The following is a 14,485-nucleotide window of genomic DNA, read 5'->3' as shown; positions in this document are numbered from 1 at the left end:
AAAAGTGGGTGCGAATCCCGTTTGGGATCCGCACCCACTTACATCAACTGCCCATCGGTCAATATGAGCCTTCGAGAGGATCTTTACTCGTCGCCGGCGTGATCGTTTCCGGAGATCGAGTAGTTGAAGAGCTGGTAGCGGTTGATCGCCTCTTGGACGAGGGAACGATCAATCTGCCCGCGGTCAGCAAGCGCCTTGAGGACTCGAACAGTCATTGACTCAGCATCGATATGGAACCAACGGCGCGCAGCGCGGCGGGTATCCGAGAAGCCAAAACCATCCGCGCCCAGCACGTGGTAGTCGCCGGGGACCCACTGACGGATCTGGTCAGGGAGCATACGATCGAAGTCAGAGGAAGCGACGAAGGGTCCTTCGCTTCCCTGCAACTGAGAGGAAATGAAGGGGGTGCGTGCCGCTTCGCTCGGGTGGAGGAAGTTGAATTCTTCCGCCTCCAAGGCCTCGCGACGCAATTCTGTCCACGAGGTGACCGACCATACCGCAGCGTCAACGCCCCAATCACGGGCGAGGAGTTCGCGGGCCTCACGTGCCCACGGAACACCGACACCGGAGGCAAGGAGCTGTGCCTTGGGGCCGCCGAAGTTCTGGTGGTCATCCAAGCGGTAGATTCCCTTGATTAGACCGTTAACGTCCAAGTTCTCCGGCTCTGCAGGCTGGTGGATCGGTTCGTTGTAGACGGTCAGGTAGTACATAACATTCGGGTCGCGTCCGCCTGCATCACCGTACATGCGCTCCAGGCCATCGCTCATGATGTGGCGCAATTCGTAGGCATAAGCGGGGTCGTAACACACGAAGGCGTGGTTCGTCGCCGCAAGCACCTGAGAATTTCCATCCATGTGCTGGAGGCCTTCACCCGTCAAAGTCGTACGACCCGCAGTCGCGCCAATGACGAAGCCCTTCGAAAGCTGGTCCCCGGCAGCCCAGAACTGATCGCCTGTGCGTTGGAAACCAAACATCGAGTAGAAGATGTAGAAGGGGACCATGGGGAGGTTATGAGTCGCGTATGCGGTACCGACTACCTGGAAGGCTGCAGCACTTCCGGCCTCGGTGATACCGGTGTGCAGAACCTGCCCCTGCTCGGATTCACGGTAAGAGAGCATCATGTCCGCATCAACCGGAGTGTATGCCTGCCCCGTCGTATTAAAGATCTTCGCAGAGGGGAAGATCGCATCCAGACCGAAGGTACGAGCCTCATCGGGAATAATCGGCACGAAATACTTGCCGACATTCTTATCCTTGATGAGATCCTTAATGAGGCGCACCAAAGCCATGGTCGTTGCCACCTCAAGCTTGCCTGAGCCCTTGGAAAGAGCCTCGAAAGGCTTAACGGGAAGCTCGGGGAGCTTAGGCTGGTGGTCTCGACGCTCGGGCACCCAGCCGCCCAGCTTTTCACGAAGCTCGTTCATGTAGAGCAGAGCCGGGTGATCTGCCGGCGGCATGTAGTAGGGAGGCATATAGGGATCGCGCTCGAGTTCCTCATCTGTGATGGGGATCTGCAGACGATCACGAAGCTGCTTTGCGTCTTCCAAGGTCAGCTTCTTCATCTGGTGCGTCGAATTGCGACCAGCGAAGTGACTGCCCAGAGCGTAGCCCTTAATGGTGTGTGCAAGGATGACGGTGGGCTGACCGGTGTGTTCCATCGCAGCCTTGTATGCAGCGTAGACCTTACGGTAATCGTGGCCGCCGCGCTGCAATGCCCAAATCTGGTCGTCGGTCCAGTTTTGAACCATGGCCTTGGTACGCGGGTCGCGTCCGAAGAAGTGCTCACGGATGTAGGCGCCGTCGTTAGCCTTGAAGGTCTGGTAGTCGCCGTCAAGCGTTTCGTTCATCAAGTGAACAAGGGCATCGTCCTTGTCGGAAGCGAGCAGCTGATCCCATCCGCGGCCCCAAATCACCTTGATGACGTTCCAGCCGGCGCCCTTGAAGAAGGCTTCCAGTTCCTGAATGATCTTGCCATTACCGCGGACCGGGCCGTCCAGACGCTGCAGGTTGCAGTTGATGACGAAGGTCAGGTTGTCCAAGCCCTGCTGGGCTGCCAGCTGGAGCATGCCACGGGACTCGGGTTCGTCCATTTCGCCATCGCCGATGAAAGCCCAGGTGTGTTGGAGTGAGGTGTCCTTGATACCGCGCAGGTGAAGGTACTTGTCGAACCATGCCTGGTAGATGGCCTCGGCAGGGCCAAGACCCAGCGACACCGTCGGGAATTCCCAGAACTCGGGGAGCTGACGCGGGTGCGGGTAGGAGGGCAGGCCGTGCGCGGTGGAAACTTGCTGGCGGAAACCGTCCATCTGTTCTTCGGAGAGACGTCCCTCGATGAAGGCACGGGCGTAGGGGCCGGGGGAGGCGTGGCCTTGGAAGAACACGTGGTCGCCGCCGCCGGGGTGGTCCTTTCCGCGGAAGAAGTGGTTCAAGCCGACTTCATAAAGAGTGGAGACCGAGGCATACGACGAGATGTGTCCGCCAACCTTGACGCCGGGGCGCTGTGCGCGCGTCACTTGAACGGCTGCATTCCAACGGATCCAGCGGCGGTACTGGCGCTCCATGGCCTCGTCGCCGGGGAAGTAAGGTTCCTGATCAACGGGGATGGTGTTGACGTAGGGAGTCGTGTATTCCTGGGGGAGCTGGATGCCTTGGCGCCTTGCCTCATCCAGCATGTGCAGCAGGATGTAGCGTGCGCGCGGACCGCCCTTTTCCTCGATGAGACCACTTAGGGATTCGACCCATTCGGAGGTTTCAGCAGGGTCGTTATCGGGAACCTGGCTCAATAGGCCGTTGACAACGGGATGGTTCTCGCTCACTTGATCTCGAACTCCTCTGGTTGGTTAATGGAAGCGTTTTATCGGACACGCCCTCGTGGTTACGGGTCTATTTTCGTCCCTCGGGACAGAAAAAGCGAGCGAGAATAGGACTTCTGGCCCATGATTCTTGCCTCATTTGTTGCGGTGATAATTTCCGTGACACTGGGAAAATGACCGGAAAATGGAGAAAGAGAAAATTATTGCTCTGAGTGCATTACGATAAGACCCGTGATAAGCGAAGAAACACTGACAATGTCGTGGCTCAAAGGGGAACTCCGGTGAGTGTCAAACTAGGGTTCACAAAGGGCCAGATTATTCAAGAGTTTTATCTCGACGATGATGCGGATCAGAGCTTGCGCCAACTCGCTGAGGAGGAATGCGGCAACGAGCTAGTTGATCCCGACTACGAAGATGTCGTTGACGGAACAATCGTGTGGTGGCGCGCGGAAGACGCTGAAGAAGAAGATCTTGCCGATCTCCTGGTCGATGCCATGTCGAATCTTGATGACGGTGGCTTGATTTGGGTGCTTATTCCCAAGCCGGGCCGTCCTGGTGCAGTTCCTGTTTCCGATGTTGAAGAGGCCGCACATACAGCCGGTCTTCACGCGACTTCTGCAAGTGCGCTCGCGCCGGAATGGGCAGGGATTCGTCTTACTGCTCGTTCAAGGACCCGCTGAGGATTTCGCGCGATACCGTCTCGGTAAGGCAGTGCGTGCCGCATGTTTTACATGCGCGCAATGAATCTCACAGCATCTGATTCCAAGTAATAGCTGCTTGTACTCTATGCTGTACTGGTGCGTTCAACACCGAGCGCGCTTTGGGCCTTTAGCTCAGTTGGCTAGAGCATCTGGTTTACACCCAGAAGGTCATCGGTTCGAGCCCGGTAGGGCCCACTCAATGAGAAGGACCGGAAGCGAATGCTTCCGGTCCTTCTCATGTATTGCAATGCAAGAGAACCTTGTGCGCGCAGACCTAGGATTGCGGCTCAGATTCGCTGTGCTCGTCTTGAGCAGAATGAACCAGTTCCTCCACGACGTCCTCACCGGCCACTAGCTTTCCAGATACGCCACTTCCGAGCTGTTCCATTGCGAGGCGTGCGACGAGCTGTTGGTTTGTTGTGGTCCTTTGTGAGCGTGCTCCGGAGAGGAAGCTGAAGAACCAATTGACCAGGGTGCCTACTTGGGACTTGAATCCGACGATATACAGCAGGTGGAGGAAGCACCATGAAACCCATGCGGTAAAACCGGTCAGACTTACCTTGCCCATTTGGACGACCGCTTTGAAACGTGCGATCGTCGCCATTGAGCCCTTGTCGAAATAGGAGAACTCTGTGCGCTTGGGTGCGCGACCGGCTAGGCGTGCTCGTACGGTGTCTGCAGCGAAACGCGCCGATTGAATGGCGCCCTGGGCAACTCCCGGAACACCCGGGAAAGCCATCATGTCACCAAGGACGAAAATTTCGGGGTGGTTGGGAAGGGTAAGGTCCTTGTTGACTTCGACGCGTCCTGAGCGATCAACTTGGGCACCTGTCGCCTTGGCAAGTTGAGCTCCCAAGGGACTCGCGGATACACCTGCCGCCCAGACCTTGCAGACGGATTCGATCGTTTCTTCTTCCCCGGACTTGTACTTCAATGTGACGCCATCTGCATCGACATTCGTCACAAAGGCATCCATCTTCATCTCGACGCCGAGCTTCTCAAGCTCGCTTCGAGTCTTCTGCCCGAGTTTTTCTCCAAAGGGCGGTAGGGGATAGGGGGCTCCGTCGACGAGGATCACGCGAGCCTGCGTGGGATCAATTTGACGGAATTCACCCTTGAGAGTTTTCGAAGCAAGTTCTCGGATTTGGCCGGCCATTTCAACACCGGTAGGACCTGCACCAACGACAACAAAAGTAAGCAGTCGTTGAATTTCGGCTGGATCTGTGGCGATCTCTGCCTGTTCGAAAGCGCTAAAAATGCGCGCGCGCAGTTCGAGCGCATCATCGATAGTCTTCATTCCTGGTGCAAACACGGCAAAGTGGTCATTACCGAAGTAGGACTGTCCAGCGCCCGCTGCGACAAGGAGAGTGTCGTAGGAAGTTTCGTTGTATTCGTTGTGGTTACGCCACCGAACGATGCGGTTCTCGACGTCAATATCTTCGACCAAAGCCTGTAACACGCGAACATTCTTCTGCTTGCGTAAGATTTCGCGGGTCGTGGGGGCAATATCTCCCTCTGACAAAATTCCTGTTGCGACCTGGTAGAGAAGCGGCTGGAAAAGATGGTGGGAGGTTCGTGCTAAAAGCGTGATATCCGCATCCGCATGCTTAAGGCGACGTGCGGCGGTGAGCCCAGCGAAACCAGAACCGATAATGACGATGTGATGACGAGACATTGACCTTCCTTAATTAGGTAAGGTCAATCTTACTAAAATGCGAAATGCTGTGCTAGAGACGGATGCGTGGTGCTCGTTATACTCTTCCGTCTTTTCTGCGACTAACTCTGGGATGACAGGGTTGATGCTCGCGCGACCAGCTGAGGATCTTGATCGGAGACCGTCCGAGCTTCTTCTCCCTGGAGCTGTTCCAAAAGAAGCTGTGCGCCCGCATGTCCCATCGTTGCAGGGTTTCGCGAAATTGCAGTAACCGCAGGAGAAAACATGCTGAGCATGGGGGAGTCTTCGCAGGAGCAGATTTTAATGTCTTTCCCGGTCTTCAGGCCGCTCTGAGCGATGGCTTGGAAACCCCCTAGCGTGAGGATCTCGTTCGCGAAAATGATCCCCTCGGGCATGGAGGGAGCTTCGAGGAGCGCTCGCGTCGCTTCCAGTGCCGAGGCCTCGGAAAATTCGTTTTCGGGCGAGATAGTAACCCGTGCTCCTCGTTCGTGAGCGAGGCGCTGCAGCGTGGCGATGCGCTGCTGGATGTGAGAAAAAGAGCTAGAGCCGCACACGAAGGCGATGTGTCGGCATCCCTGCTCAAAGAGGTGTTCGGCGAGTAGGCGAATCATTTGTTCATCGTCACCAATGACCGCGCCGCATTGGTCAAATTTCTGGCCAATGACAACGGTGGGTAGAGAATACTCATTGAGTTTTTGGGGGCGTGGGTCACCATCTCGAGGATCAACAACGATGACGCCGTCGACGCGGCCCTGTACCCACCACTCCTGATAGGCTCGAAGTTCTTCCTCCATTGAGTGTGAGAGGTGGAGAAGCAGGTCGATGCCAGTGTTGTCTAGTCCGTCTTGGATTCCGGTGATGAAGTCGAAGAAGAATCGTTCGGATGAATTGTTGACGCGTGGTCTTTGAAGGACGAGGCCGATGGCGTTGGATCGCGAGGATGACAGTGCTCGCGCGGTTGCGTTTGGTCGCCATCCCATTCGGGCTGCGATTTCAAGAATTTTTGCTCGGGTACTCGGCGATACGCCGGGGCGATCGTTGAGGGCAAAGGAGACTGCTGCTCGGGAAACCCCTGCTTCGCGGGCGATATCACGGATTGTTAAACGCGCCATTGCGAAACTCCCTTAAGGTGTGATCGGATTGTTATGAGTTTAGCAGGAGCTAAACCGAATTAGTTGTTAATCTGTGATCAGAGCCGCAAAGCAGCGGTAAGGCAGAAACGGAGTCGTGATGCACGACAATAAAGAAATCCTGATGCAGCGTGTCACTCGTACGCTCAAGGAACGCATCCTTCCTTTCGAGTACACAACAGTGTCTTCGCTCGACGTCAGTCAATGGCGTCAACCCCTAGAAGACGGAGTGATTTCTGAACCAGTTCGCTTTAAGGAAGCCCTTCAAGCAAACTTTGTTCCCTTCGAACTTGGACAGACATGGGGTGGAGCGTGGCAGACCACCTGGTTCAAGCTTCACGGACAAGTTCCGACCGACCTCAGCCTCACCGAGGAGCAGCGTCTTGAAGTACGCGTTGACCTCGGCTTTGAAGAACACTTTGTCGGTTTCCACGCCGAAGCACTTGTGCGCGATGTGAATGGAAAGACCATTAAGGCCCTGAACCCGCGTAGCCGTTGGCTTCCGGTAGCTCAAACTCCTGGATCAACAATCGACTTTGTCGTGGAAGCTGCTGCAAACCCCCTGATCCTCGGAGTTCCTCCCTTCCAGCCGACTTTGAACGGGGACAAACTCACCGCTTCTCATGAGGAGCTCTACCACTTCCGTCAGGCAGACCTCGTCATTGTGAATAAGGACGTCTACGGACTCGCCCTTGATATTCAAGTACTCCACGAGATGATCGAGGCTGCGCCTCACTTTGGCGATTACGAGTGGAACCTTCTCTTTGGATTGAACCGTGCTCTGGACTGCCTCGACCTGGATGATGTTGTTTCCACTGCAGGTGCGGCGCGAGAAGTCCTCAAGCCTTTCATGGAGGCGCCGGCACTTCCCGGTGCTCACCGAATCAGCGCTGTTGGGCATGCACACATCGACTCCGCATGGTTGTGGCCACTGCGCGAAACCCGCCGCAAGGTGAATCGCACTCTTGCCAACGTCGTTCGTCTCATCGAGGACGGCTCATCCTTGATCTTTGCTCTTCCTGCTGCCCAACATGCAGCTTGGCTCAAGGAAGACGACCCAGAACTCTTCGAACGAGTTCGTGACCTTGTTGCAAAGGGACGCATCGTTCCTGTCGGCGGAATGTGGGTTGAACCCGATGCCGTTCTTCCCGGTGGCGAGGCCATGTGCCGCCAGCTCGTAGAAGGCCTGGACTTCTTCGAAAATGAACTCGGCGCATCTTGCCAAGAAATCTGGCTGCCTGACTCCTTCGGGTATTCCGCAGCCCTCCCGCAGATCGCGCGTGAAGCTGGAATCGAGCGCTTCCTCACCCAGAAGATTTCATGGAACCAAGTCAACACTTTCCCGCACCACACTTTGCTGTGGGAAGGCATCGACGGCTCGCGAATCTTCACGCACTTCCCGCCCATGGACACTTACGGTGCAGAAGTGACGGGCCAGAACTTGACCCACGCTGTCGAGAATTTCAAGGACAAGGGGCACGCAAGCGTCTCGCTCATGCCCTTCGGCTACGGTGATGGCGGCGGCGGCCCCACCCGTGAAATGCTCGAGCGCATCGATCGTTTTAGCTCTCTTCGCGGTGCTCCTGAAGTTGTCATGGAAACTCCGAAGCAGTTCTTTGACCGTGCACGTGAAGATGCTGATCAAATCCCCGTGTGGGTGGGCGAACTGTACTTGGAACTCCACCGAGGAACCTTCACCTCTCAGATCGACGTTAAGCAGGGTAACCGTCGTGGTGAGTCCATCCTGCGTGAAACCGAGCTGTGGTGCTCCTATGCAGCCATTAAGGGGCTCATGGACTACCCCTACGAAGAACTGCGTTCCTACTGGCGCACACTCCTACTGTGCCAGTTCCACGACATTCTTCCGGGCACTTCGATCGCATGGGTCTACCGTGAAGTTCGCGAACTTCACCAGAAGATCCAGGACGGATGCGAAGCCCTCATTCAGCAGGCCCTCGCAGCGCTCACGGGTGCCCAGGAAACTGGCCAGGCGCGCGCTTTGCTCGCCAACGCCTCGTCTTTCCCACTCCACGGCGTCTCCCCGCTGTCTGCGGGCATTGCAGGCGAAGAAAAGGACACCGCGGGAGTACACCTCCTCCAAGTAGAGGACGGCTACGAGGTCACGAACTCCTTCTACAAGGCTCGCATCTCAAGCAGCGGTGAGCTGACTTCACTGCGCGAAAACACTGGCGGTCGCGAGTGGATCCCCGCGGGACAAAAGGCCGGCGAATTCCACATTCATCAGGACTTCCCGAATATGTGGGATGCCTGGGATCTAGATCCCTTCTACCGTAATTCCCTGCGCGTTGTTTCTGATCGCTCAGTGAGCAACGTTGTTGTGGAGCATGATCGAATTGAAATCCACACACACGCTCGTGTTGATTCCTCCACGATGGAACTCGTGTGGATCTTCAGGTCTAGGGTTGCGGGAATCGATGTTCACGTTGAAGCTGACTGGCATGAGCATGAGAAACTGCTCAAGCTCGCTATCCCGGTGGAGATCCACACGGACCACGCTCAGTACGAGACTCAGATGGGTTACATCACGCGTGCTACCCATGAGAACACATCCTGGGATGCCTACCGTTTCGAAGTATCGGCACACCGCTGGGTGCGCTTGGAAAACGCATCGCGTTCGTGGGCAATCGCAAATGATTCAACCTATGGATGGGATGTGACGCGCCACCAGAGCGATCGTCGTGGTACCTGGTCCCAGGTCCGCGCAACCCTTGTGAAGTCAGCGCGCTTCCCCGATCCTCAGCAGGATCAGGGACACCACGAGTGGAACTTCCGAATTGTTCCTGACGCCTCAGTTCTTGATGCCGTTGCAGCTGGTCAACAGCTCAACCTGCGTGAGCGTGAAGTTAGCGGTCTTCCTTTCGAAGCACCCTTCTCCATCACTGGTGCAGTGGTTGAGTCCGTTGCGATGGCTCCTGATCGCTCCGGAGACCTGGTCCTTCGCGTCTACGAGGCCCAGGGTGGTCCTTCACAGGTGACCTTGACTGCGCCCGAGGCGACCTCAGTGACCGCCTGCGATCTGCGCTACCGCCCCAGCGAGGACGAACCGCATCTTCGCGGTGGAGATGGGCAGTGGTCCTTCGATTTGTCCGCTTTCCAGATCACGACGCTTCGACTTTCCTTCACCAAGTGAAGAGAAAGAAACGATGAAGTTTGGTGTGAATTACACCCCGCGGCGGGGATGGTTCCATTCGTGGCTGGATTTTGATGCCGAGGCCGTGCGTGATGACTTCCATGCCATCCGCGCCATCGGTGCCGACCACGTTCGGATCTTCCCGCTGTGGCCACTTCTGCAGCCCAATCGCACCCTTATCCGACATCGGGCAATTGGCGATGTTGTGAGAACGGTTGAAATCGCGGGGGAGTGCGGACTCGAAGTGACGGTCGATGTTCTTCAAGGACATTTGTCGTCCTTCGATTTCCTTCCCTCGTGGGTCACGTCGTGGCATCGCCGCAACCTCTTCATCGATCCCGATGTCGTCTCAGCACAGCGGAATCTGGTCGCTGAAATGGCGCGGGCGTTACGTGGGATTCCTGCGGCAGCTGGGCTATCTGTGGGCAACGAGTTCTTCCAATTTGCTGCATCGCGTCATCCTTTCGCGCACGAGGTGAGCGAAGATGACGCGATGCAGTGGCTTAGGGGAATTCTTGAAACGGCAAAACAGGAGTGGCCGCACGGGATTCACACTCACAGTCATGATGATGACCTGTGGTTTGAAGACGATCAGCCTTTTACTCCTGCGTGCGCAACTACCGTAGGTGACCTCACCACTGTGCACTCATGGATCTTCGGGCGCATCGGACCACGGCTTGGAAAACAAGCTCCACAGCTTGTCTGGTTTGCCAGATATTTGTGTGAGCTTGCCGCCGCGTGGAGCGAGGATCCGGGCAGAGGCGTATGGCTTCAAGAAATCGGTGCTCCTGAGAACTATGTGGACCAAGACCAGGCTCCGCAGTTCCTCATGGAGACCCTTGAAATTCTCATGGGAGAGCGAGGCGGGGGAGTATCCCCTGGCCTTGAAGCAGTCACTTGGTGGTGCTCTCACGATGTCTCCCGTGAACTATCGGACTTTCCGGCCATCGAGTATTCCTTGGGGCTGCTGGGACAAGACGGCAATCCGAAACCAATCGGAGAGGCCTTCCATCGTGCTGCTCAGCGTTGGGCGGATCTGCGAGTTCAGGGTGAGCAGCGTTCGTCCCTCCTACTGACTGCACAGGAGTGGACGCGCGTCGATACTGATGCTCGGCACGAGTATTTCGATCGATGGATGGAACTTGCTTTGGCAGGAGACGTTCGTTGCATCGAATTGGACCGTTCTCGTTATCTTCCTCGTGGAGATCACGGGAACAGAGGAAAAGAAACTTTCCTCTCTACGTGGGACTCGTAAACCCACAGCGTTCTCAAAGTAGTTTCTTCGAAGGAGAAGACTATGCGTAAGTCGCGTACTTTCCTGACTGCCGTCGCACTGAGTGCGGCGTTCAGCCTGGCCGCTTGCACCGGCGGTTCCGGAGCAAGCTCCTCCTCGAATTCTTCTGCTGCAAACGCTGGTGTTGGCGAGATTTGATTCGAGAGGTAATCGCTCAAGAACGATCGCTTTACCCCTAGTTCGAGACGCTGATCAAGGATTTCGAAGCAGCATACCGGGTGACATTGATCCCTCTGATCGTTCTCTTCGCATGTGCTTAGAAGTTCTTCTTCAAGAGCTAAGAAAGTCTTTCTTGCGATGTGTTTGCCGCGGGGTGTGGGCCCACAAAGCCCACGCCCCGCTTCTCTATGCAAATAGGGATTGAGCCTGGGAAAAATCCACTTTCCCTGTCGTTGTCTTTGGGAGAGCCTCAACCCAGCGGATGCGGCGAGGGTGCTGCCACGGGGCCAAGGAATCTTTGACCAGATTCCGCACGTTTTCGGTGGAGAGTTCCTCATGCGTCGCCGGAACGAGCGCCGCTGCAACGATTTGTCCCCATCGTTCATCATCGAGGCCGACAACGCAGACATCAGCCACGCAATCCAAGGCACGAAGAGCTTCTTCAACGTGCGCGGGGGAGACAAGCTCTCCACCCGTATTGATAACCCGTGAGGAACGGCCGATCATATGCATGCAATGATCCTCATCGAAAACAGCGATGTCTGAGGAGGAAAACCACTCATTCTCGCGTTCTTCTTCACCCCAATAACGCGAGGCAACTCCCGGGCCGCGTACTTCAATGATCCCGGCCTGTCCGGCCTCGGTAATGAGGTTGCCCTGCGCATCACGGAGACGGCACTGGATATAGGGGAAGGGGAAACCAATCGCACCCGGGTGAGCAGGCCAGCGCTCGGGACTCAAGAATGTTCCGGCGCCTCCTAGCTCAGTCATTCCCCACACATGAATGGGGGACAGGCCCATGCGTGACATTTCGTCAAAAAGTGATGCCCCCATGGCATCTCCGCCGACCAGAGGGCGGGTCCACGAGGACAGATCGATTGTGGCCTCGCGTGCGGCCTGCACGAGCATATGGCACATAGCGGGTACCGCAAACATGATCGAGATACGCCATTTCTCGATGCCGCGAGCCACTTCAAGTGGGTCGAAAGAGGCGAAGACGACGAGGGTTCCTCCGTGAGTAAAGATATCCATCGAGGTGCCGTTGAAACCGCCGATATGAGATAGCGGTGCGACTACCCCACAAACCGCTGATCCGGGACAGTATTCGAACCCATCCCTAAAGCACTGAGAAGCCCACCACAGGTTCGCATGAGTGAGCTGAGCTGCTCGCATCTTTCCTGAGGTGCCGGAGGTGAAAACTAAAGCGGCGGTTTCATCGTGGCAGGGGAGAGGGGAGAAATCCGCTGGGCACTTGTTACTGGTTTCACGCGCGAGCATGTTGAGATCCTCAAAAGACAAACATGCCAGCAAATTGCTTGTGTGAGGCGTGAAGTGCTCTTCTCCAATGATGAGCGCAGGTGCGACTTCGTCATACAGGCGCCTGCGCACTGCCTCGGGGAGGAGAGGCGAAATGGGAACAGACACCGCATGAATCCACGAAGCGGCGGCGTGAATCAGAAAATGCCACACGCTATTGGGAGCACATACAACGATGCGGTCCCCCGCACTCAGCCCCGAAGTCGTGAAATACCAAGCAAGCCTGCGAACGCAGCCGGCGCTCTGTGCAAGAGTAAAAGTGCGTTCGCTCTCAGCATCGATCAGGCTGAGTCGGTCTGGATGCTGATGGGCTGCAGACAGCAGCGCGTGGGCAGGCGAGAGATCGGGCAAAACTTCCGCCTGACACCCGGTGTTCATCGAGCGCCGGCCATCTGACGGTGAAGCTCTTGGCGTTTCTTCAGACGCTCAAGGACCGATCCAGCTTCCTGCAAGGTCGAACCGGAGTTCTCGATGTGTGCGAGTTCTTCCGGAATTTCGAAGCCTCGGGCGCGCATTCCCTTCGCCCACAGCAATCCCGCGCGATAGGAAGAACGCACGAGGGGGCCGGCCATGACCCCGGCGAAGCCCATGGCCTCGGCCTCGGCAGAAAGCTCGATGAACTCTTCGGGATGCACCCAACGGTCGATTGGATGGTGCAGGGGAGAGGGGCGCAGATACTGCGTGAGAGTCAGCAGATCGCAGCCGGACTCGTGCAAGGCGCGCATGGCTTCAAGAATTTCCTCGCGGGTTTCGCCCATGCCCAAAATCAGGTTAGATTTCGTGACCATTCCACCGTCGTGTGCGCGTTTAATCATTGCGAGTGAACGCTCGTAACGGAAGGCTGGGCGAATTTTCTTGAAGATTCGCGGGACCGTTTCGAGATTGTGAGCGAAGACCTGGGGAGCGGCTTCGATAACCATATCGATAGACTCAGCGCTGCCTCGGAAATCGTCGACGAGAAGTTCAACTCCTGTTCCTGGGCTCTTTTGGCGGATTTGGCGCGTGGTTTCTGCATAGAGCCAAGCCGCGCCATCGGGGAGATCGTCGCGGGTGACGCCGGTGATCGTCGCGTAGCGAAGTCCCATTTGAGCGACCGATTCGGCGATGCGTCTGGGTTCGTCTTGGTCGTATTCCGTGGGACGCCCAGTTGCGATATCGCAAAAATCGCACCTTCGCGTGCAAATTGCACCACCCAAGAGGAAAGTTGCTTCACGGTCTTCCCAGCATTCGTAGATGTTCGGGCATCCAGCTTCTGCGCATACGGTGTGCAGCCCTGCGCCGCGAGCAAGAGAACGCATGTCCTGGTAGTTTTCACCCGCGCGTGCGGTCGTACGAATCCACTCGGGCTTATTCTCGATGGGAGTTTGCGCGTTACGAACCTCTACGCGCAAAAGCTTGCGTCCCTCGGGATCGGGGAGAGTACTCATTGGGTGCGTCCTTCCGAATTTTCCATTGCCGAGGCCGCCGGTGCGAATGCGCCGATGGGGGCAGTTTCCCAGTGGAGCGGCTCTGGAGCTGAGTGAAGCTGAGGGGTGATCGATGCGATCATGTGCGGGACCAAAAGCTGAGCAGCCTGGGTCACATCGCTGGAGATTCCTTCCCATGACAGGGAAGCAACGTCTGCGTCGGTCAGGCCACAGGGAATAATGCCGCTGAAGGCATACTGGGGGTCGATATCGACATTAAGAGCAATTCCGTGCATGGTTGCGCCTCGTGCGACCTTCAAACCGATTGCACAAATCTTTCGGTCGCGGCCTTGGTCGCCGCGAAGCCATACCCCTGCGCGGCCTTCAATGCGTTCTACGGGAAGTCCCCATTCTTCGCGCAGAGTCTCAAGGACCCCATTTTCAACGCTGCGGATCCATGCGTATAGATCGACGGGCTGACGAAGGCGCACGATCGGGTAAATAACGACTTGCCCGGGACCATGCCATGTCGCGGAACCCGCACGATCAACGTGGATGACGGGCAGCGTTGAATCGGGAATATCTTGGGGTTTTGTATGGCGTCCTGCTGTCCATGCCGGGGCAAACTCGCCGACGATCAGGGTGTCTTCCGCCTCGCCGCGGGCGACCTGGTCATGAAGCGCATGCTGGTAGTCGTTCACGGCGGAGTAATCAGTCAGTCCACTGGGGATGAGATTCAAAATCCGCACTCTTCGATTTTAGAGGCGTGCTAGGTGCATTTCCTGAGCTTAGAGTGGGACATTCGTCCCACTGCTGTGACCTATCATGCATCCGGTTAG

Annotated in this window: 10 protein-coding genes and 1 tRNA gene; 5 read left to right on the top strand and 6 right to left on the bottom strand. The window is 56.5% G+C overall.

Annotation, left to right across the window (positions count from 1 at the left end; genetic code table 11):
* Window positions 1–83: 83 nt before the first annotated feature.
* Complete coding sequence (gene aceE, locus HMPREF1627_RS04365) at window positions 84–2,816, bottom strand: pyruvate dehydrogenase (acetyl-transferring), homodimeric type (protein WP_034501476.1); 2,733 nt, start codon at window positions 2,814–2,816, stop codon at window positions 84–86.
* 278 nt (window positions 2,817–3,094) lie between these two features.
* On the opposite strand from aceE, the gene HMPREF1627_RS04360 reads away from it, so the two are divergent.
* The gene (locus tag HMPREF1627_RS04360; protein WP_034501667.1) at window positions 3,095–3,493 is read left to right on the top strand and encodes a DUF3052 domain-containing protein; all 399 of its coding nucleotides are present in this window, start codon (window positions 3,095–3,097) and stop codon (window positions 3,491–3,493) included.
* 142 nt (window positions 3,494–3,635) lie between these two features.
* Window positions 3,636–3,709: transfer RNA gene (locus tag HMPREF1627_RS04355), tRNA-Val, on the top strand.
* 79 nt (window positions 3,710–3,788) lie between these two features.
* On the opposite strand, the gene HMPREF1627_RS04350 is transcribed toward HMPREF1627_RS04355, so the two are convergent.
* Together HMPREF1627_RS04350 and HMPREF1627_RS04345 are read right to left on the bottom strand one after the other, a co-directional pair.
* Window positions 3,789–5,189, bottom strand: a complete 1,401-nt coding sequence (locus HMPREF1627_RS04350) for an NAD(P)/FAD-dependent oxidoreductase (RefSeq protein ID WP_034501474.1) — start codon at window positions 5,187–5,189, stop codon at window positions 3,789–3,791.
* A gap of 101 nt (window positions 5,190–5,290) precedes the next feature.
* Window positions 5,291–6,301, bottom strand: coding sequence for a LacI family DNA-binding transcriptional regulator (locus HMPREF1627_RS04345; RefSeq protein WP_034501473.1), 1,011 nt, complete (start codon window positions 6,299–6,301; stop codon window positions 5,291–5,293).
* Window positions 6,302–6,419: 118 nt separating this feature from the next.
* Here HMPREF1627_RS04345 and HMPREF1627_RS04340 point away from each other — a divergent pair, with 118 nt between their 5' ends.
* From HMPREF1627_RS04340 to HMPREF1627_RS10860, 3 genes are read left to right on the top strand one after another with little or no spacing between them, the layout of a single operon-like run.
* Entirely contained in the window at window positions 6,420–9,470 is a 3,051-nt protein-coding gene (locus tag HMPREF1627_RS04340) for an alpha-mannosidase (protein ID WP_034501472.1), read from the top strand.
* Window positions 9,471–9,483: 13 nt separating this feature from the next.
* Window positions 9,484–10,725, top strand: a complete 1,242-nt coding sequence (locus HMPREF1627_RS04335) for a glycoside hydrolase 5 family protein (RefSeq protein WP_034501471.1) — start codon at window positions 9,484–9,486, stop codon at window positions 10,723–10,725.
* Between the two features lie 42 nt (window positions 10,726–10,767).
* Window positions 10,768–10,902: a hypothetical protein gene (locus tag HMPREF1627_RS10860; protein ID WP_267958470.1), complete on the top strand. Its 135-nt coding sequence runs from the start codon at window positions 10,768–10,770 to the stop codon at window positions 10,900–10,902.
* 207 nt (window positions 10,903–11,109) lie between these two features.
* On the opposite strand, the gene HMPREF1627_RS04330 is transcribed toward HMPREF1627_RS10860, so the two are convergent.
* Genes HMPREF1627_RS04330 through lipB form a run of 3 tightly spaced genes read right to left on the bottom strand, consistent with a single transcriptional unit; the run spans window position 11,110 to window position 14,395 of the window.
* Window positions 11,110–12,618, bottom strand: a complete 1,509-nt coding sequence (locus HMPREF1627_RS04330; RefSeq protein WP_034501470.1) for a class I adenylate-forming enzyme family protein — start codon at window positions 12,616–12,618, stop codon at window positions 11,110–11,112.
* Window positions 12,615–13,667 carry a lipoyl synthase gene (gene lipA, locus HMPREF1627_RS04325; RefSeq protein ID WP_052040842.1) on the bottom strand — a complete coding sequence of 351 codons (1,053 nt, stop codon included), beginning with the start codon at window positions 13,665–13,667 and terminating at the stop codon, window positions 12,615–12,617. The genes HMPREF1627_RS04330 and lipA overlap by 4 nt, the downstream gene beginning before the upstream one ends.
* A complete protein-coding gene (gene lipB, locus HMPREF1627_RS04320; RefSeq protein ID WP_034501468.1) occupies window positions 13,664–14,395 on the bottom strand; it encodes a lipoyl(octanoyl) transferase LipB in 732 nt (243 codons plus the stop codon). Before lipB ends, lipA begins: the two co-directional genes overlap by 4 nt.
* Window positions 14,396–14,485 lie beyond the last annotated feature (90 nt).

This window comes from Actinomyces sp. S6-Spd3 (genome assembly GCF_000758755.1).
Taxonomy (GTDB): Bacteria; Actinomycetota; Actinomycetes; order Actinomycetales; family Actinomycetaceae; genus Pauljensenia.
Note: the sequence above shows the minus strand (reverse complement) of the source record. Positions and strands in the feature narration are given on the sequence as shown.